The sequence below is a fragment of the Enorma shizhengliae genome (assembly GCF_009676995.1).
Lineage (GTDB): Bacteria > Actinomycetota > Coriobacteriia > Coriobacteriales > Coriobacteriaceae > Enorma > Enorma massiliensis.
Genome location: NZ_VTFZ01000001.1, coordinates 382523 through 401546, shown reverse-complemented (window position 1 = coordinate 401546; position 19024 = coordinate 382523). Strand labels below are relative to the sequence as shown.

Genomic DNA, 19024 nt, shown 5'->3' with positions numbered 1-19024 from the left:
CGCTATGCCTGCGTACGATGGTCGATCTTGCGCGCGATGAAATCGCATGCGCTCTGGATGAGCTGCACGATGATGATGAGCAGCACCACGGTCACAACCATCATCTCGTCCTCAAAACGGTAGTACCCGTAACGAATGGCGATGTCGCCCAGACCGCCGGCACCAACCGCGCCCGCGATAGCCGTATAGCCAAGCACGGCGATAAGCGTGATGGAAACGCCACGCACGATCGACGGCAGCGCCTCGGGCAAGAGCGCCGAGACCACGATGCGGGGTATGCTCGCCCCGCATGCTTCAGCCGCCTCCACGCTCGCGCGCGGTACCTCGGCGAGCGACTGCTCGATCATGCGCGCCACGAAGGGGGCGGTGGACACCACAAGAGGCGGAATGACGCCGCGAACCCCCGACGTCGTGCCCACGAGCGCCGACGTTACCGGCATGAGCGAGATGAGCAGGATGATGAAAGGCAGCGAGCGGCCGATGTTCACCACCCACCCCAGCACGGCGTTAAGCGCGCGCATGGGGCGCAGCGAACCCGGCGAGGTGAGATAGAGCACCACACCGAGCACCGTTCCTATCACATAGGCGATAGCAGTCGAAATAAAGAGCATGATGAGCGTATCGAGCACGCCCTGGCCAAGCAGCTCGCCATACTGCCCAATGAATTCGGTCACGATGCTAGGCATCCCAATCAACCCTTTCGAGCAAAACCTGAGCGGCGTCGGACACGGGGTTAGCGAAGACCTCTCCCACGCTCCCCTGCTCCACCACGCGCCCGTGATCAAGCACGACCACGTTGCGGCAGATTTTCTCTACGACGCCCATGGAATGCGTGATAACGATGATGGTGACACCCGTCGTGCGGTTGATATCGCGCAAGAGCTTGAGGATGGTGTTCGTGCTCGCCGGATCCAAGGCGCTCGTGGCCTCGTCGCAGAGGATGTATTCCGGATCGCACGCGAGCGCGCGGGCAATGGCCACGCGCTGCTGCTGGCCACCGGAAAGCTGGGACGGATACGACGATGCCTTCTCCTTGAGCCCAACCATATCGAGCAGTTCGAGCGCGCGCTCCCGATTCTCGGCCGTTACGCGCCCTGAGGCCGCACGGAACGGAAAGCAAACGTTATCGAGTACCGTTTTCTGCGCGAGAAGACCGAAGCTCTGGAAGATCATCGCCACGCGGCGACGATAGCTACGCAGCTCCTTGCCCGTAAGTCCGGTCACATCCTGGCCATCTACCACGATCTTGCCAGCGGTGGGGCGCTCAAGCAGGTTGATGCAGCGCACGAGCGTCGATTTGCCGGCGCCGCTCATGCCGATGATGCCCACGATGTCGCCATCTGCAATGGAGATGCTCACGTCGTCAAGCGCGTGCGCCGACGCGGCAGCGCCATCATAAGCCTTGGTGAGGTGTTGGATTTCGATCACGGGAACTCCGCTCGATGGATGGTTGGAAAAGAAGGCGGGCTATCCCCCGCCGGAGATAGCCTAACGAAGGCGCCCGGTCTCCGCATGCCCGCGACGATCGCGCGACATGACAAAGTGCCCGGGAGAGGGCATCTCCATGACCATCATCATCGTGATATGTGCGGCAACCGTAAACATGGTTGTTAGCCTACCAGCCTGCGGCGGGCATGGCAAGCGCGAAATGTTCTTGTAACGACTCGGCCAGTTGGAGCATGATAAAACGAACCCGGTTCGTTTTATCATGCTCCGGCGCGGTACTGCAGCTACTCCTCGTCCGCGTCGTCCTCGTTTTCGCGCTTAAGGTTGTCGATGAACTTCTTGCGGCTCGCCTCGTACTCCTCGCGCGTCACCACGTCCTCGATGCGCAGGTTGATACCCGCCACCTCGAGCCCTGTCATCTCGGCAAGGCGCTCGGTCACGCGGTTCTTCACATCCTCGAAGATATCCGGAGCATAGCAGCCGTATTCGATGATGACCGAGATGTTGATGATCATACGGTTGTCATCGGTGACTTCGACCGTCACGCCCTTGGTGAGGTTCTCGGCACCCAACTGCTCCTGGAAGAAGTGGACAAGGTTGCCCTTCATACCGAGCACGTGCGGCACCTCGCGCGTGGCCATGGCAACGATCTTCTCGATCACGCCGTTGGAATACGTGAGGGAATCATCGGTTTCGAAATCCTCGTCGTCATAGGCGTCATCGCCGGCATCGGTAGGCGTAACCCCTTCCGTCGCGGCGCCATCGGCTGCATCTTCCGCCGCTTTGGGGGCGCCTGCCTCGGCCGCGCCCTCGCTCACGGCGTCTTCCGCCTTGATGCCCTGATGCTCTTCCTGCTCCGCCACGGTCGGCGTCTTCGCCGTTGAATCGCTTGCTGCCATGGTATCCCCTTTCGAGTCCCAGATCGTCACGGTTTGCCGCTTGCACTACGAGCGGCGGTCGAACAGTCGGCCGAAGAAGTTCACCAGCCCGTTATCGCCATCGCGAATCTGGCCGAGCAGTGCTCCCACCAACACAAAGACTGCGATGACAATCGTGCTCCACAGGCCGATGGTAAGGATGAGCACCGCGAGCACAAGGCCAACGAAGGCGTAGCCGACAGTGAAGGGATGGTCTTCCGCATAGGCCCACGCCGAAGCGCCAAGTCCCTGGATGAAGCCGACGGCATCCGCAAGGTCGTCGCGCGTGATGCGCTCCTTACGCGCCTTTTTGCGAGCATGGCGACGCTTGCGTCCGCGGCCCGTGGCAGCGCCCTCGGCGCTTGCAGCATCCTCGGCATCTGCGCCCATGGCATCCGGCCCCTCCGCCACGTCGCCTTGCTCTATGAGCAACTTGGGCGCGCCCGTCTTCTCGTTGCCCAAATCTGTCTTACTCACCGGAAACCTCCCTGGTCACCGTTGTGGTCTTACTCGGCAAGAACCGCACAAGCACGTTCACGCCCGTAGCCCCGAGCAGTTGCTCGCAAGCACCCTGAACGCGCTCCTCGATGCGGCGGCCAAGAGTCTCAAGCCCCGTATCGGTAAACGCGATCACCTCGAGCGTGACGCGCACTTGTGAATCGTTATGCCCCATAACGCGCGTGCGAACATCTTCAACCAAAATATCTTCAGCTTCTGCAGCTGCGCGGGCAGCCGAGGAAAGGGCCGCGAGGCGCACCTCGATATGGGGGTTGCCCGCAGGATGCACGCTCGACGGCGGGCGCTGCTCGAGCAAGGCGAAAAGCGCGCTGAGCAGCACGCCCGCGCCTACAATCACCAAGCTCACGATGAGCACGATGCGTCCAGCCGGATGGGCGAGCAGCGCATCGATGCGGCGGCTGATCAGCGAGGGGGCAAACTGTGCGCAGGCAAACCCGCCCACCACCACGATGGCGGCAGCGAGATACAGCACCGCGCCGAATTTCTTGAGCAGCCGCACGCACGTCTCCTCTCATCGGGGCCGCCGTGCATCGAGCCCGGCATCCCCGCTCGTTCGCCTTTCGTCTGATTATAAAGAAAGCCGGGCACGCGCACGTAGCGCAGACCCGGCTTAAGCGCTTTATCACATGAGACACGGAGCAGGCGCGTTGCCATGAGACAAATTAACCTGGCACGATTGTCTCGTTGGGTGCTACTCCTCTTCGAGGGCGGCGACGACCTCGTCGGTCATGTCCATCGTGTTGTACACGTCCTGGACGTCGTCGAGCTCCTCAAGACGATCGATGAGGCGCTGCACCTTCTTGGCGTCGGCAGGAGAGACCGCGGTGGGCGTGGTGGGAACCATGGTGAGCTCAGAGCCCTTGACCTCGATGCCCTGCTCCTCGATGCCCTTGGACACGGCCATGAGCTCGGTTGCGTTGGTCCACACGATCCACTCGTCGCCAGCGTCCTCGTAGTCCTCGCCGCCGGCCTCGGCCACGGCCATCATGAACTCGTCCTCATCGCCGGCAGCGCCGTTGGACATGAGGTTCTCCTTCTTGTCGTTGGGGTCCACGATCTCCTTGGCAACGACGATCTGGCCCTTGCGCTCGAACTGGAAGGCAACGGAACCGGTGGTGCCCAGGCTGCCGCCGGAGTGAGAGAAGGCGGAGCGAACGTCGGCGGCGGTGCGGTTGCGGTTATCGGTGAGGCACTCAACGTAGACGGCAACGCCCGCGGGGCCATAGCCCTCGTAGACGATGTTCTCGTACACGGCCGCATCGGCACCGGCACCGAAGGCCTTATCGATGGCGCTCTTGATCTTGTCCTTGGGCATGGACTGCGCCTTGGCCTTGGCTACCGCAGCGGCAAGGGAGGCGTTGTTGTCCGGGTTGGGATCGTTGCCCAGGCGCGCCGCAACGGTGATGTTGCGGGAGAGCTTGGAGAAGAGTGCCGAACGCTTAGCGTCCTGCGCGCCCTTGCGGTGCTTGGTTGTTGCCCATTTTGAGTGTCCGGACATGCGAGACTCCTTCTATACGCTTCTGGCCGAGCGCGCCGAGACCATATCACCGGGAGCGCCAGCCCGTCTAACCATAAACGGCAATATGATATACCGACTTGCCCAGCTGGTACAGGGTTCACATGCGCGACAAAATGTGCGGCGCAACCGTCGCATACGGCAACGCAGCGCGCTCTGGGACCGGCGTGAGGCGGCGCGACGGGCGGCGGAACAACGCCCATCGCGCCGATGCCCCGCCTAGTTGGGCATAATCTGGTCGATCGTGTCCGTCTTGGTGCTAATCGCCTTGCGGAAGCGCTCCTCAAAGAGTGGGTGCTTCTCCCAACGGTGGAGGTCCGTTGTGGCCTGGTGGGCGATGATCTGGTAGAACGGCAGCACATAGAGCGGCATCATGAGCGGCTCTTTGATCTCGAACGGCAGGCGGATGGCATGGTCGTCATCCACGCGCTCGGAATTGGTAACGATAAACGCATGGTCCGTGACCGTGCGCGCAGCGAGATAGATATCCACGATGCGGTCTGCACCCTCAGTTAGGTGATCGACGCACACCACCGTGTAATTCGGCGTGAGCTGCAGGTTGGGGCCATGAATCCACTCCTCACCCTCGTAGGCGAAGCTGGGGATCTGGATGGTCTCGCCAAACTTGAGCGCGCCTTCGCACGCGATGCCGTAGCCCTGGAGGAAACCACAGTGGTTGACCACGGTCATCGAGGTGAAGTCGGCCTGGTGGCGCTTATACAGATCCCAGGTCTCCTGCTGCACGATCTCATGACGACGCGGGGCGTCTGCCATCTCGTTCAAAAGCTCGGCGCGCTGCTCGGGGGATACGATTCCCGTGCGCGCGCCCGCCTCGATGGCAAAGAGCATGAGGAACTGGGCAAGCGTGGCAACGCCCTTGGTCACGTAGCTCACGGTCTCCTCGCCCACACCGTAATCGACCACGAGGTCCGCATGGTCCTTAAAGTCCGAATCAACGTTGCCCGTAAGCCCGATGGCGGTGACGCCCAGCTTGCGGAGTTCGTCGAGGGCCTCGATGGAATTGGTGGAGCAACCGCTCTGCGAAATCACGAAGACGAAATCGTCCTCGTGCAGGTCGTGCTCACCGTAGATGAAGGTAGCCGGCGAGACGATCTTCACCTCGCGCTTCAGGTACTTCATCATGAAATAACGAGCGCACTGCGATCCGTTCGAGCTTGAACCGCAGGCCACGATCCAGATGGAGTGGCAGGGCTTTTGGGCGTACAAGTCGACCAGCTCGGCCGTAAGCTCCTCGGAGCGCTCGACGTTGAGCTTGAGCTGCGCCGGAGTCTGCTCGACGTACGTGAGCATCGTCGGTGTTTCTTCTGCCATAACTCCTCCTGACGTTGTGGCCCAAGTCGTAATATATCATTATAATACAACTTAGGCCTTCATGAGGAATGAACCACGTTACGGTTACGACTTCGAGTGCATATTCCGAGCCGCGCATGCTTGCCGAGAAACCCAGCCTGGGCTCCTACGGCATCCCATGTTGGTGACGTGCGCCCGCCTTCCGCGCTACAGGCTCTCGATAACCTCGACCACCTTGTTTACGTACTGCTCGCACAGCTCGATCGTCGGCGCCTCGACCATAACGCGGACCAGGGGCTCCGTGCCGCTCGCGCGGATGAGCGCACGGCCCTCGCCCTCGAGCGCGGCCTCGACATCAGCCGCGGCGGCCTTGACCGCCTCGTGCTCCATGACAGCGTGCTTGTCCTCGACCTTCACGTTCTTGAGCAGCTGCGGGTAAATCTTGAGCGGCTCGGCGAGCTCAGCCAAGCTTTTGCCAGTCTCTACGAGCGTCTGCATGATGCGCAGGCTCGTGTTGATGCCGTCGCCCGTGGCGCTGTACTCGGAGAAGATCACATGGCCGCTCTGCTCGCCACCGAGCGCGTAGCCATGCTCCTGCATGCAGGCGCTTACGTACTTATCGCCCACGTCGGTCTTCTCGTATCCGATGCCCAGCTTGTCGAGCGCCTTGAAGAGGCCGATGTTGCTCATGACGGTAGCCACGACCGTGTTGCCGCTGAGCTTGCCCTGCTTGGCAAGGTGCGCGCCGCACACGTACATGATGGTGTCACCGTCGCAAACGTTGCCGTACTCGTCCACCGCGATGCAGCGGTCGGCGTCGCCGTCATAGGCGAATCCGATGTCGAGCCCCTCCTCGCGCACATACGCCTGCAAGCGCTCGATATGCGTGGAACCGCAGCCCATGTTGATGTTGAAGCCATCGGGCTCGTTGGAGATCACGTGAACATCGGCACCGAGCGCGGTGAACACGCGCGGGGCGATAGGCGTGGAGGCGCCGTTGGCGCAGTCGATCGCCACGCGGAAACCCTCGAGCGAGCACGGCATGGACTCGATGAGCGACTTGATGTAGCGCGCGCGGCCCTCGACATAATCGACCGCACGGCCAATCTGCTCACCCGTAGCGAGCGGAATCTCGAACTCACCGTCGATATAGGCTTCTACCTGCTCGAGCACATCCGGGCTCATCTTGTAGCCACCAGAATCGATGAGCTTGATGCCGTTGTCGTGATAGGGATTGTGGCTCGCCGTGATCATGATGCCGCAGTCGAAATCACCGTGGCGCACCACGTAGCTTACCGACGGCGTGGTGGTCACGCGCAGCACATACGCATCGGCACCACTCGCCACGAGGCCCGCAACCAGCGCGTTCTCGTACATATAGCTGGAACGACGGGTATCCTTGCCAATGACCGCCTTGGTCTTGCGCCCCTGGCGGAGGCCGTAGTACCAGCCCACGAACTTGCCGATCTTGAATGCGTGGTCGACCGTGAGCTCCTCGTTGGCGCGCCCACGGAAGCCATCGGTACCGAAGTACTTCATATGTGCTCCCTCTAGATGGTTATCGGACGTGGGAAAGGCGCTACGAGAGATACCCCCGCGCATATGGTACCGATTGTTGGGTGCCTACGCGCAAACATCCACCAATCGCGCATATTCACCCGCCGCGCCGGCGGGCGCTCGCTACTCGGCCGCCGCGCGCTCGACGCGCGTTCCTGATGCGGTTGCCCCGCACTCGCCACACGGCCGCGGCGCGCCTGGCGGGCGCTCGCCGCTCGGCCGCCACGCCGCCACCAGTACCTGAAGCGATGCCTTAAGCAACCAGAAAAGGTGTACACGAGCGCCCGGAACCTAGACCGAGGGGCCCACCCACCAGAAAAGGTGTACACGAGCGTCAAAATAGTGCCGAAAAACAGCGATTCGTGACGCTCATGTACACCTTTTGGTCGAGAAGAGGCTCTTTGGCTTATGCAGAACCTCACGATTGGGAAGAACCGTTTGCCCGGAGTGGCGCCCCTCAATTGAAAGAACCGTTTGCCCGGGGTGGCGCCTCTCGATTGAAAAGGACGGGGCAGCCCTATCCCGTGACGGTGTAATACCAGGTCACATGATCACCGTCACTTAGCTCGTACGACCCGGCGGACTGCATGACCACCTGTCCATTCACCATGTACTTCCAGCCCGAAACGCCCGGGTAGCGGCTATCGTTCTCGAACAAGCCGCCAATGCCTTCGACGTAGATGCCCATCGCCGTGCTCGACGAGATCACATCGGAGCGAAGCGCACACAGGGCATCGTAGGGCGTGGCCCCTTCCTTGAACGTAAAGGTGCCCGAGCCGCTCACCGAACCGTCTGCCGCGCTTGAATCGATCGACACCGAGACGGTAACGGTCTTCTGCTGGCTCTCTCCCTGGCTCGCCCCGCTTGATCCTCCATGCGATGACGAGCTATCGGAAGTGTCACGGTCTCCGCCGTTGGATGAGCTTTGGCCCGACGCACCCGAACCAGCAGGGTCATCCGATCGATCCGAAGCATCCGATGAAGGCGAATCGTCCTCGCCGCTCGGCGTGGCCGCCGGCTCATCGCCTTCGGCGGGAGCGTCCTCGGAAGTCGCTGCATCATCCTCAGCTGCACGGGACGCGGCGCTCCCCTGCACCGCGACTCCGCCGGGAGCAGGAGCGCCACCGTCCGTCGCGAGCGCGAAGCCGCACACGGCGATAAGTGCCACGAAGCAAAGAGCGAGAACGGCAAGCACGACGCGCTGCCGCCTGCTCACGCGCGGAGCAGCCTTATGCGCCTCTTCCTGGGCTGGGGTCTCTTCCTGGGCTAGGATCTCTTCCCGTGCCGAAGCCACTTCCTGGGCTGGAATCTCTTCTAGAGTTGGCACCTTCTCCCGGGTTGGGATAGTTTCCCGGGCTGGAGCCTCCTCCTGGGCCAGAGCCCCTTCCTGGGCCGGCATCTCTTCCTGATGTCCTTGAACATCCCCTGTCTTGTGGTCGTTCATGTGGTCACACCCCTTCTGCGCTAGGAGCGCTTGCGAACGATGGCAAGGTAGATGCCAATGGCGGCCAAACCGCAAACGCCAACGACGATGCCCGCGACAGGCACCCAAGAGGGCAGGCCGCGCTCGGCTGCCGCATCAGAGGCGAGCGCGCTCGTCGCCCGGGCCGAAGCCGAAGCTTCCTCTTCGGCGTCAGAACCATCGGTGGCAGCACCCTCAAGCGCTTCGTCATCGGAGGTTGCAGCATCTCCATTGCTTGCAGCGAGAGGCTGGAGCGCAGGGGATACGGCCCCCGCAGGGCGCCGGCCCGCAGCTCCATCATCGCCGCTCCCGGAGACAGTGCCAGTATTACCCGGAACCTTATCGGACCCGTTCGGCTTGTTCTCTGGAGTATCGCCCCCATCACCCGAAGAGGACGATGCGCCCTTGATGGCGAAAAGATGGCCCGAATCGTTGATGTAGTAGAGCGTGCCTTCGGAGCCGCAAACGACCGACGCCATGCAATAGTTCTGCTGGCCCTCGCCCGGCTTGTAAATCAACTCGGCCTGCTTATCGCCCATACGGTACCGGTACACGCCGCCGGGCGTGGTATTGCACGTGAAGTACACGTACGTGGAGCCTTCCTGCTGCGAAACGAGGGGGCTCGCCTGAACCGCGGCAGGCAGATAGCCGTCCTCCGTAGAGATGATCCGGTACTCGATGGCGAGCGATGCCTCATCAATCACCGCAATCGTTCCGTAGTAACTCGTGCTTCCCCAGGAGTTCGCATAGCTCTCGAGCGAAGCGCCGCCAACATATACCTTGCCACCGGCCACCACCGGCGTAGAGGTTGAAGACGACCCAAACTTCACCGACCCCAGCTCAACGGCAACGCCCGTCCGGCTATCGACGGCAATCTTGTGCAGGCAGCCGTCTTTTGTCACCACGATAAAGGTACCAGCGTCCGTTCCACTCACCATTTGAGAGCGCGAACCGGCATCCAGGGCGAGCGTCGACGCCGTCTCCCCCGTCTCACGGTTGAACACCGTCACGGTACCCGCATCGTCTGCGATGACAGCCCATGAGCCCGAAACCGCCGCGCCGGCCCAATAGAACCCACTCTGCGTGCTCTCGCGCTGCCACACGACGTCACCCGTCTTGATGTCGACGCACAGCAGGTAGCCGTTATAGGAGCTCGACCAACTGGCCGAGGCCGTCGCGAAGTAGAGGTAACCGCCCTCCACCGTGAGCGACCCCAATGCCTGCTGGTCTCCACCCTGCTCGTGCGCAGGCAAGGCATCGGTGTACCACACGGTGGTGAGCGTATCGGCGGTGAGGGCCTGCAAGCGACCGTTATGCACGGGCACGATGATGAGGCCGTCGACCATGACCATGCGAGCGATGGAATCGACCTTCTCGACGAGCGTCGCGCGGCCGAGCTCTTCCCCCGTGGCAGCGTCCATCATGATGAGCTGACTGCCAGCGCAGATGTAGACCCTGCCGTGAGCCACGAGCGGATCGGAGACATTCGTCTGCCAGTCCGTTACATCCTTGATCTTCGAAACCCACGATTCTTCGGCATCGCCGGCGGGCGTCTCGGCCGTCGTGGACCCTTGGCCGAAGCCATAGGTGCCTTCCCAATCGGGTTGCTCCGCATCGGGATCTGCCACCACGCCGTTTTCAGGGTATTCTGCACCATACGCCGCGTAATACCAGGCAATCGACATGCCGTCTTCAACGGTAACAGAGCTTGCGCCTGCATCCGAGGCCGCACCGTTGACCCAGAGCTGCCAGTACGCACCCGTCGCCTCATCCCTGGCCAGCACGCTCCCATCGGAAGAGGTCATGCTGTTGAGGCACCATCCGTACGTGGATTCCTCGGCATCATAGGCAATGCCCGCAGCGTCGAGCATGCGCTCGGTCAGCTCTGCGGCGGTGGTGCCTTCCTCCACCGACAGAGAGTCGGTGGTCCACACCTCGGGGTTGCTCGAAGCATCGATGCCATACACCTCGAAGGTCGCCCGCACCATGGAAGGGAGCTCGCCCGTGGATCCGAAGACCAGGGCATACGAGGCCCCTTCGGTGGCGACCACACTGCTGGCACCCGTGGAGGCAGACACGCCGTCCACCAAGAACTGCCAATAGTTGCTCCCGTCATAGCTCAGCGTGTTGCTGGCATCGAACGGCGAGGTGATGCCCTGGAAGCACAGGCCGTACTCGCTCGGCGTCGCTTCATAAGCGATGCTGTTATCCTCGAGCGCCTGAACAAGGGCGTCTTCCGCAGTGTGTCCCTCATCGAGCGTGACCTCGTAGGGTGCGAGCCATTCCTCTGCATCGCCCGAGGCAGACATGCCATAGATGGACACGCTGACGGCCACCTGCTGGTCCTCGTCGTCCAAGGCGGCCGTCGCACCATTTTCAGCGGAATCTGCCGGCTGGTCGCTCCCTTCGGTTTGGCCGGAAGCGGTGCCATCGGCAGAAGTTGTATTGCCGTCGGCCGCGTCGGCATTGGCATCGGCTGCTCCGGTGATGTTATCGGCAGACTCCGAGGCATCCTGCTGGCCTTCGTCGGCCTGCGCATCGCTTGCCTGCTCGGCGCCCGCCGCGTCGTCGGTCTGTTCGGCATTCGCCGCATCGGAAGAATCGCCCGAGCTGGCATCGCCGGAGCTGGCATGCGATCCCTGGAGCTGAGCATTCGCAGCCGAGCTTGATTCTGCCGACGCAGCCTCAGCCCATGCAACCGCGGGCACCTGGCCCCACACGAGCAGCACGGCCAGCGCGACCGCTGCCGCACGACGCGCGATACCCCGCATGGCGGGAGCACCTCCCGAGCGCAAGCGCTCTGGAATCGTATTGGACATCTTCAAAAACCTCTCTATCCAGGACCCTGGCCGTATGGGGCCATGCGATGGAGAGGCGATCCGACTTGTCCGCGCGCGGCGATTCGCGCTGCGAGAGTTACGGTTACTGGTATAGCCGGGGACTTGCACCCCGATTCCCCTAGGCACCTGCGTGCCTGCGCAAAACGCGCCATCCATCAGGTCAGTTAAACAGATGTGCCTATTCTAGCCGTTCCAGAGGAAAAAGGGGCGGGCGCAGCGATGGAAGGCGGCGAAATGACGGAGCCGGCAATGGACGGGCGTAGCAAGGGAAGGTGTGAAATGACGGCGCAAGCGATGGGCGGCGGCACACCGACGAGCGCAAGCGATGGGGACACACGCTAGCGAGCGTGAAGACGAAAAGCGGCGCCACGACGGGCGCAAGCGATGGGGCAACGCGCTGCCGAACGCGACGGCAGACGACAGCGCGCCGACAGATGCAAACATAAAACGCCGGCGCGCCTACACGCTTATATATAATCGCGCTGCGAGCGCTTGGCGTGCAGCGCATAGGCGATGAGCCCGATGCCGATGACGATGAGCGGCAAGCTCAGTAGCTGCCCCATGGTGATGACATCGCCCAAGATGTAGCCGAGCTGAGCGTCGGGCACGCGCACGAACTCGATGAGGAATCGTACGATCCCATAGCCCAAGATGAACGTGCCCATAAACGTGCCCTGCGGAAGCGGCGGCTTGCGGCGGCTCATGAGGTAGAGGACCACGAAGAGCACCACACCCTCGAGAAACGCCTCGTAGAGCTGGGAAGGATGGCGCGCCACATCGCCCGCGGCGCCACCGAACACCACGCCCCAGGGCAGGTCGGTCGGTTTGCCCCAAAGCTCGCCGTTCACGAAGTTGGCGCAACGCCCCAGGCAAAGCGCTATGGGCACGCCGATGACCGCAAGGTCTGCAATGGTCCACGCGGAGATGTGGTAGATGCGGCATACGATGGCGCCGCCCACAATTCCGCCCACGAGCCCACCGTGGAAGCTCATTCCGCCGTGGTTGGTCATGAAGATCTCGAGCGGGTGCATCCAGTAGAATCCGTCGCCATAGAAGATCACATAGAAGAGGCGCGCGCCGATGACGAGCCCGATCACCACGCCGAAAACGACCATCATGAGGTCGTCGACCGTGAGATTGAGCCCCCAACGACGCTGCGTGCGGTACATCACGATACCCGTGATGAGAGCGCCCACGACATACGCGACGCCGTACCAATAGATCGTGATCGGCCCGACCGAAAGGGCCACCGGGTCAAGGCTTTGATAGAGTTCTGTGAGCATACATTCCCTGCCATGTTGAAGCGGGACCGAACGAACCTATTACCCGCATGAGACAGTTGTGCCGGGTTAAACTGTCTCATGCCGGCGCCGCTGTCACACGAATCGTTAGAACGGAGCGTACTCGTCGTACAGGCTCGAAAGCCCCCCGTCGGCGTTGTCGTTTACGGCAACAACGCGCGTTACGCCGGGGACGTGCTCTTTGAGCACACGCTCGATGCCCATCGAAAGGGTGAGCTGGCTCATGGGGCAGCCGGCGCAAGCGCCCTGCAGCTCCAGCGATACCACGCCGTCCTCATCGACACCCACATACTCCATATCGCCGCCATCGCCCTGAAGGTTCGGGCGAATTTGCTCAAGCACCTGCTTGAGCAGCTCTTCATTTACTGCCACAAGGGCTCCTTTCATGCCAATGCGAGCGCGCCGCTCGCAGATGCGTTCATGGTACTACAACGGTATACCCGCCTTCTCTTTCTTCCCTCGTTCTGGCTTACGGGCAGAAAATGTACGAAAAAGCCATCTGAGCAAGCTTCATCCGTAGATTTCCTGCCCGTAACCCTACGACCATGCACATGGGCGCACCGAGAGCATGACGACAAGCTGCGAACATGGCGGCGATTGGTGCGAGCGGCGAACAGGCGAAGACCCTAGGAAAACGCTGAATATTAGGCACCGGAGCCATCCGTTGCCCAATAATCAGCGTTTTCCTAGCTTGCAGGGAACAAAGGCATCACGCAGGGCCCATCTACCCCGCAAGGCCCGCCGCAACGCTGGCGAACGCCACGATTACGCCCACGATGGACTCGCCACCGAGCACACCCGAAGCCACCACGGCGCCCGTCTCTTCCGCCGCGCCCTTCTCGATACCGCGCGCAGCCACCACACGGTCGAACACAACGCGGATCAGCGCGCCCACCGCCGTGGTGAGCGACATGTAAAACGGCAGGTACACGCCAAGGCCGAGCATCATGGCAGGGATTCCCGCACAGTAGAGCACAGTGCCCGCAACGACGCCCACAACGAACGCGGGGACGCTCGGGATGCCCGAGACCATCGTCGCCACCACCTGGGCCTGAGCCGCCACGAAGAGATTGTCCCCACCGAACGCGTCGGTTCCGTATGCCGCCACGAGGGCAACGAGCACGGCAACAGCCACGACCGTGCCCAAAAGCGCACCGATAACCTGGCCGAGCCACAGGTCGCGCGGATTAGTGCCGATAATCTGGCCCGTCTTGAAATCGCTCATGACGTCGCCCGCAAGGCCGCAAGCCACAGCAATCACCCCGGCAACGAAGAAGAGCTGCACCTGGGTTACCTCGGAAAAGGCCGCCACGAACAGCAGCACGATGAGCCCGAAGATCTCCATGGGGTCGATGCCAGACTGGCCGACCGATTGCGCACTCATGATGGCCGTCACAAATGAGAGCAGCACGATTGCCACGGAGACGAACGGACCGAACGAGAGCGCGATGCAGCACACGAGCGCGGCTGCCGCCACGAACAGCGCGAGCAAGCCGGCATCGAAACGCGAAAAGTAGTCGGTGAGGCCGCCGAGTGAGGCGCGTGGCTGCTTGTTCATCCCCTGGGAGGGTGCCGGCGTGTCCCCCCTGCTCGGACAGTCCTGCTCGCACGGAGGCGCCACTGGCGCCTCCGGCTCGTGCGGAACTCGCATGTGAGACGCGCCGGCACCCTCACCAGCTATCGCGCTCTCTCCACTTTCAGAAACAGAGGATGAGCTACGCCGAGCCCTCGCCCGCCGCACCAGCGGGAGCACGATATCGCGCAGCACGACACCGAATCCCGACCCCATCATGAGGCCCATGCCCAGGCTGCTCACGATGCCTTGTGCAGTTCCCAGATCCCACAACCCCGCTGCCGTGCCACCCACGATGATGCCGAAGCTGCCCAGCACAGCGCCGACCATCCACCATGCAATCGAGCGGCCCCCAACAAGGAACCCGACCGAGAAGCGCATGGGCGAGGCCTGGATACCGAACGAAATCCCCGGGATGGGCAGCGTGGCCACCAGCGACGGTATAACGCCGAGCACATCGCGAAGGATCGCCCAGAGTCCGGCGAACGCCATCGACCCGAAGAGCTTGCGCCCCGTCGACCCGCCCGCCGTGCTGGCGAGCAAGGTCTCGGCCGCTGCCGTGCCGATGGGGTATTCCAGATCAGAATCTTCAACAAACCGTTTGCGGATGAGCGCCGTGCACACGAGGCCCAACAGCGTGCCCGCCAGCGCGACGGCAAGCATCTCCTGCCAAGACACCTCGTCCGCCAAACCAAGAATCCAGATACCGGGAATGGTGAACGCTAGGCCTCCCGCAACCATGGAGCCGGCAGACATGATGACCTGCGTGATATTCGCTTCGTTGAGGCTTGTGTGGCCGAGCGCCCGCAAAAGCACGAGGGCCGTGATAGATGTGAAAATGGTTGGCCACGGCAACGCGCCCATCTTGAGCGCAGTGTAAACCGACGAGGCCGTGATGATGACGCAGCCGATGCAGCCGATCAAAATGCCGGCAAAGCTCAGCTGCCCGCGCAGTGCGCGCGTGCGTGCTTGGTTCATGTTCGCTCCTTCGTATATCCGCTCCCCCGCTTGGGGAGTCGGGTTACGGCTCAAGCGCGTTCAGTATACGCTAAGGAATCGAGAATCGGAACCTGCCCGAGCATAGTTCGACTCGCAACATGCGACAATGGAGGCATCTATCGCGCAAAGGAGGACTCGTGGCCCACGTACTTGCCGCAGACATCGGAAACACCACCGCTCGATTTGGCCTGCTCGAAACGGCCGCAGCGGGTGCTGAGGGCGCCCCAAAGCTTCTCAGCGCATGCGAGGTCACCACGCGCCAACCCATCACGGCAGACGAGGCGCGCATGCAGCTTGGGCAGATTCTCGGCGAGCTGACGGGCAAGACGTCATCGCGCGGAGGCACGTGCCCTTCCCCCGAAGGCTCCATCCTCTCTTGCGTGGTTCCCACCCTCACCGACGCATGGCACCGAGCGCTTGCGGACACCGTCCTTGGCAGGCAGCTCGTGGTGGGACCCGGCTTGCGATCGGGCGTTAAGCTGCGGTTCAACGACCCCTCTGAAGTCGGGCCCGACCGCATCGCGGACGCCGTCGCGGCACGCGCCGCCTATGGAGCGCCCGTCGTGGTGGTGGACTTAGGAACCACCACGAACTTCGAGGCGATTGATGCCAGCGGTGCGTTCTGCGGCGGCATCATCGCACCGGGCGTTGCGCTCGGGGCGCGGTCACTCGCCGAAGCCGCGGCGCGCCTGCCCATTATCGAGCTTCGTGCACCTGAGCGCGTGCTCGGGCGCTCTACGCGCGAAGCCATGCAGTCTGGCGTCGTGCTCGGAGAGGCGGCGCGCATCGATGGCTTGCTCGATGCGGTGGTTGCCGAGCTTGCGGACAACGGCAAGCGTGCACGCGCCAGGTTGGGCGAAGGCTCGGCTGCGCATGAAAACGAGCGCGGCGAAGCCGATGCAGGTGCCGCCGAGCCGATGACCATTCCCATTGTCATCACGGGAGAGAATGCCGGCGCCATCGCCGCGCTCCTGCACCACCAGACACTCGTCGACGACGCCCTTACCCTTCGGGGGCTCGCCCTCATCTGGCAGGCTAATCAACGAGGATAGCGCTGGGCCAGCGGGGCACGGCGGGCCACGGAATGGCGTCGCGGAGGCACAGCGCGGCAGAGCACGCTCGCTTGCCTGCGCAGCGCTGCCGCTGGCACGCTCGCTTGCCTGCACGACCCCGAGACAGGCCCCTCCGCCGCCCGCCCCGCGCCGCCGCTGGCACATTTGCAACCCGCGCGACCCCACGGGGAAACGCATCTCAGCGGAAGAGACGCGGCGCAGCCCCGCGACAGACTCATTCGGCTCATTCGCTACCTAAATCAGGCTGCCACGCGCCGCTTAACAAACTTGCATGCCGTTTTACGCAATTAGACAGCTAGTTTAGCTTCTTATTGCGTAAAACGGCATGCAAGTTTGCAACAGACGCTTCAACCGCGTGCAAGTTGTGTTCGCAGATGACGTATTTGCTTTCCTGTTGTAATATTCGTCTGTTCCTGGTTCAAAATAGTTTCTCCTCTCTGATACTGATTTTATCAATGATATTTCGCAATAGCCAGCAATGAACGCTTGCATTGCGCAAGACGTTACATTATCTTCTGAAACATATAGCGCACCTTGTCCAGGCGGCTGTTTGGACGGCGGGGCTGGATGACTGGCTTGCCGACAGCGGCCTGATACCCTTTCAGTTCTGTAAGGCATACGCTCTGCCCGTTGGTGTAAAAGGCCAGATCAGTACGGTATGCCTGTATACAGCGGGCGGGAATCTCGCCAGTAAAGACAACTTCATCCTTTTTTACCTGGACCGTTTCGATGGTGGCACAGTATTTCGGTGCATCATGATAAGCCCTGGAAAGATATTCCCGGGGCGCATAGAGGGTGAAGGAGAGATAAGGTTCCAGCAGTTGCGTCCCTGATTCCTTCAATGCCTGTTCCAATACAATCGGGGCCAATGAGCGGAAGTCCGCCGGCGTGCTGACCGGACTGTAATAAAGCCCGTATTCAAAGCAAATCTTACAGTCCGTTACGTTCCAGCCGAACAAGCCCTGCTCCAGCCCGTAACGGATACCATCCCTGACAGCGTTTTGAAAACTCTGGTTCAAGTATCCCAGCGAAACCCGGCTCTCGTATTGTACACCGGAGCCAAGCGGGAGTGGTGTAACAGACAGTCCGATGGATGCCCAAAACGGGTTGGGCGGCACCTCGATATGGATGGTGTGGCTGGCTGCTTTGAGCGGCCGCTCCATATAAATGACGGTGGGTTCCTTTACCACTGTTTCAAGCTTGTATTTTTCCGACAGCAAAGCGGAAACAACCTCCAACTGCACCCGGCCCAAAAAAGAAAGAATGATCTCATGGGTGATGGAATCCACCTCGCAGCGCAAAAGCGGGTCAGTATCCGCAAGTTGCGTAAGAGCGTCCAGCAGCCGTTCTCTTTGCGCTGCCGTTTTCGGCGCAATCGACGTCCGCAGCATGGGGAGGGGGTCCTCACGCCACCTTTTACGAGGGAGCCGGGTTGGGTCCCCTAATACATCGTTTAACCTCACGCTGTCGCTGGGAAGGATAACAATTTCACCCGGATAAGCGGTGTCTGTCCGAACAATTTCCCCTTTGGATGGAATACGCATCTCTGTGATTTTCAGCTTTTCTCTCCCGGCCAGGGCCACCGTATCCCGCAGGCGCAGCGTTCCGCTGTATAGCCGTAGATAGACACGCCGCTGGCCGCAATCTGTATACTCCACCTTGAAAACGCTGCCGCATAGGGCGGCGCTCCCCTGTTCCCCAATCGGTTGGAACAGCCCTGTCACCGCATCCATCAACGGTTGAATGCCAAGGCCCTTTTTGGCGCTGCCATAATAGACCGGGAACAGGGAGGCGTCTTGAACCCGCCGCTGTTCCTCCCGCACAAGTTTTTCCCGGCTGATTGGTTCTCCTGCGATATACTTTTCCAATAATTTATCGTTATTTTCGATGACCGCATCCCATGCTTCTATGTCGGTATTTTCCTCCAGGACTATTTCCGGGGACAGCGACACCGTCTGCTTGATGATAATATCGGCGGAGAGCTTATCCCGAACAGACTGAACCACGCTCTGCAAATCAACGCCAGCCTGGTCGATCTTGTTGATAAAGATAACGGTGGGAATGTTCATTTTCCGCAGGGCATGGAACAGAATACGGGTCTGGGCCTGCACGCCATCTTTAGCGGAGATCACCAAGATGGCCCCATCTAAAACAGCCAAAGAGCGGTACACCTCCGCCAAAAAATCCATGTGGCCGGGCGTATCCACAATGTTGACTTTACATCTGTGCCACTGGAAGGAAGTGACTGCCGCTTGAATGGTAATCCCACGCTGCCGCTCCAAAAACATGGTGTCCGTCCTCGTTGTCCCTTTTTCGACGCTCCCCGGTTCTGAAATGGCTCCGCTGGCATATAGCAGGCTCTCCGTCAAGGTCGTCTTTCCAGCGTCTACATGGGCAAGAATTCCAATATTGATTATTTTCATGTGATTGTCCTCCCTTTACTGCCCCGAAGGGCATAAAAATCCCCAGCAGTAAAATACTTTTACCACTGGGGATGATAGATAATTTGC

General features: G+C 61.2%; 15 protein-coding genes and 1 riboswitch. Of the genes, 1 reads left to right on the top strand and 14 read right to left on the bottom strand.

The window, feature by feature from the left end:
* Positions 1-2: 2 nt before the first annotated feature.
* The 13 genes from GJE22_RS01555 to GJE22_RS01495 all read right to left on the bottom strand — a co-directional run bounded on the left by GJE22_RS01555 (position 3) and on the right by GJE22_RS01495 (position 15420).
* Entirely contained in the window at positions 3-686 is a 684-nt protein-coding gene (locus tag GJE22_RS01555; RefSeq protein ID WP_087186538.1) for a methionine ABC transporter permease, read from the bottom strand.
* Positions 679-1428 (bottom strand): methionine ABC transporter ATP-binding protein, encoded by a 750-nt coding sequence (locus GJE22_RS01550; protein ID WP_022348863.1) that lies wholly within the window; start codon positions 1426-1428, stop codon positions 679-681. The genes GJE22_RS01555 and GJE22_RS01550 overlap by 8 nt, the downstream gene beginning before the upstream one ends.
* A gap of 302 nt (positions 1429-1730) precedes the next feature.
* On the bottom strand, positions 1731-2345 hold the full coding sequence (locus GJE22_RS01545) for an Asp23/Gls24 family envelope stress response protein (protein ID WP_235895725.1): 615 nt from the start codon (positions 2343-2345) through the stop codon (positions 1731-1733).
* Between the two features lie 45 nt (positions 2346-2390).
* On the bottom strand, positions 2391-2840 hold the full coding sequence (locus GJE22_RS01540) for a DUF2273 domain-containing protein (protein ID WP_022348865.1): 450 nt from the start codon (positions 2838-2840) through the stop codon (positions 2391-2393).
* Positions 2833-3381 (bottom strand): hypothetical protein, encoded by a 549-nt coding sequence (locus GJE22_RS01535; protein ID WP_144687249.1) that lies wholly within the window; start codon positions 3379-3381, stop codon positions 2833-2835. Before GJE22_RS01535 ends, GJE22_RS01540 begins: the two co-directional genes overlap by 8 nt.
* A gap of 192 nt (positions 3382-3573) precedes the next feature.
* The gene (locus tag GJE22_RS01530; RefSeq protein ID WP_144687250.1) at positions 3574-4380 is read right to left on the bottom strand and encodes a YebC/PmpR family DNA-binding transcriptional regulator; all 807 of its coding nucleotides are present in this window, start codon (positions 4378-4380) and stop codon (positions 3574-3576) included.
* Between the two features lie 237 nt (positions 4381-4617).
* Positions 4618-5730 carry an SIS domain-containing protein gene (locus GJE22_RS01525; protein WP_144687251.1) on the bottom strand — a complete coding sequence of 371 codons (1113 nt, stop codon included), beginning with the start codon at positions 5728-5730 and terminating at the stop codon, positions 4618-4620.
* 186 nt (positions 5731-5916) lie between these two features.
* Entirely contained in the window at positions 5917-7248 is a 1332-nt protein-coding gene (glmM, locus tag GJE22_RS01520) for a phosphoglucosamine mutase (protein WP_144687252.1), read from the bottom strand.
* Positions 7249-7783: 535 nt separating this feature from the next.
* Entirely contained in the window at positions 7784-8710 is a 927-nt protein-coding gene (locus tag GJE22_RS01515) for a DUF4430 domain-containing protein (RefSeq protein WP_144687253.1), read from the bottom strand.
* 20 nt (positions 8711-8730) lie between these two features.
* The gene (locus GJE22_RS01510) at positions 8731-11547 is read right to left on the bottom strand and encodes a DUF4430 domain-containing protein (protein ID WP_186297350.1); all 2817 of its coding nucleotides are present in this window, start codon (positions 11545-11547) and stop codon (positions 8731-8733) included.
* Between the two features lie 45 nt (positions 11548-11592).
* Positions 11593-11699, bottom strand: a riboswitch (adenosylcobalamin-variant (AdoCbl-variant) riboswitch).
* A 336-nt stretch (positions 11700-12035) separates the two neighbouring features.
* Positions 12036-12851: a prolipoprotein diacylglyceryl transferase gene (lgt, locus tag GJE22_RS01505; protein ID WP_144687255.1), complete on the bottom strand. Its 816-nt coding sequence runs from the start codon at positions 12849-12851 to the stop codon at positions 12036-12038.
* A gap of 105 nt (positions 12852-12956) precedes the next feature.
* The gene (locus GJE22_RS01500; RefSeq protein ID WP_019127648.1) at positions 12957-13241 is read right to left on the bottom strand and encodes a NifU family protein; all 285 of its coding nucleotides are present in this window, start codon (positions 13239-13241) and stop codon (positions 12957-12959) included.
* Positions 13242-13593: 352 nt separating this feature from the next.
* Positions 13594-15420, bottom strand: a complete 1827-nt coding sequence (locus GJE22_RS01495; RefSeq protein WP_144687256.1) for an OPT/YSL family transporter — start codon at positions 15418-15420, stop codon at positions 13594-13596.
* A gap of 158 nt (positions 15421-15578) precedes the next feature.
* Here GJE22_RS01495 and GJE22_RS01490 point away from each other — a divergent pair, with 158 nt between their 5' ends.
* Positions 15579-16493, top strand: a complete 915-nt coding sequence (locus GJE22_RS01490) for a type III pantothenate kinase (RefSeq protein ID WP_235895726.1) — start codon at positions 15579-15581, stop codon at positions 16491-16493.
* Between the two features lie 524 nt (positions 16494-17017).
* Here the strand turns inward: GJE22_RS01490 and tet(W) are convergent.
* Positions 17018-18937 (bottom strand): tetracycline resistance ribosomal protection protein Tet(W), encoded by a 1920-nt coding sequence (gene tet(W) / locus GJE22_RS01485; RefSeq protein ID WP_000691721.1) that lies wholly within the window; start codon positions 18935-18937, stop codon positions 17018-17020.
* Between the last annotated feature and the right edge of the window lie 87 nt (positions 18938-19024).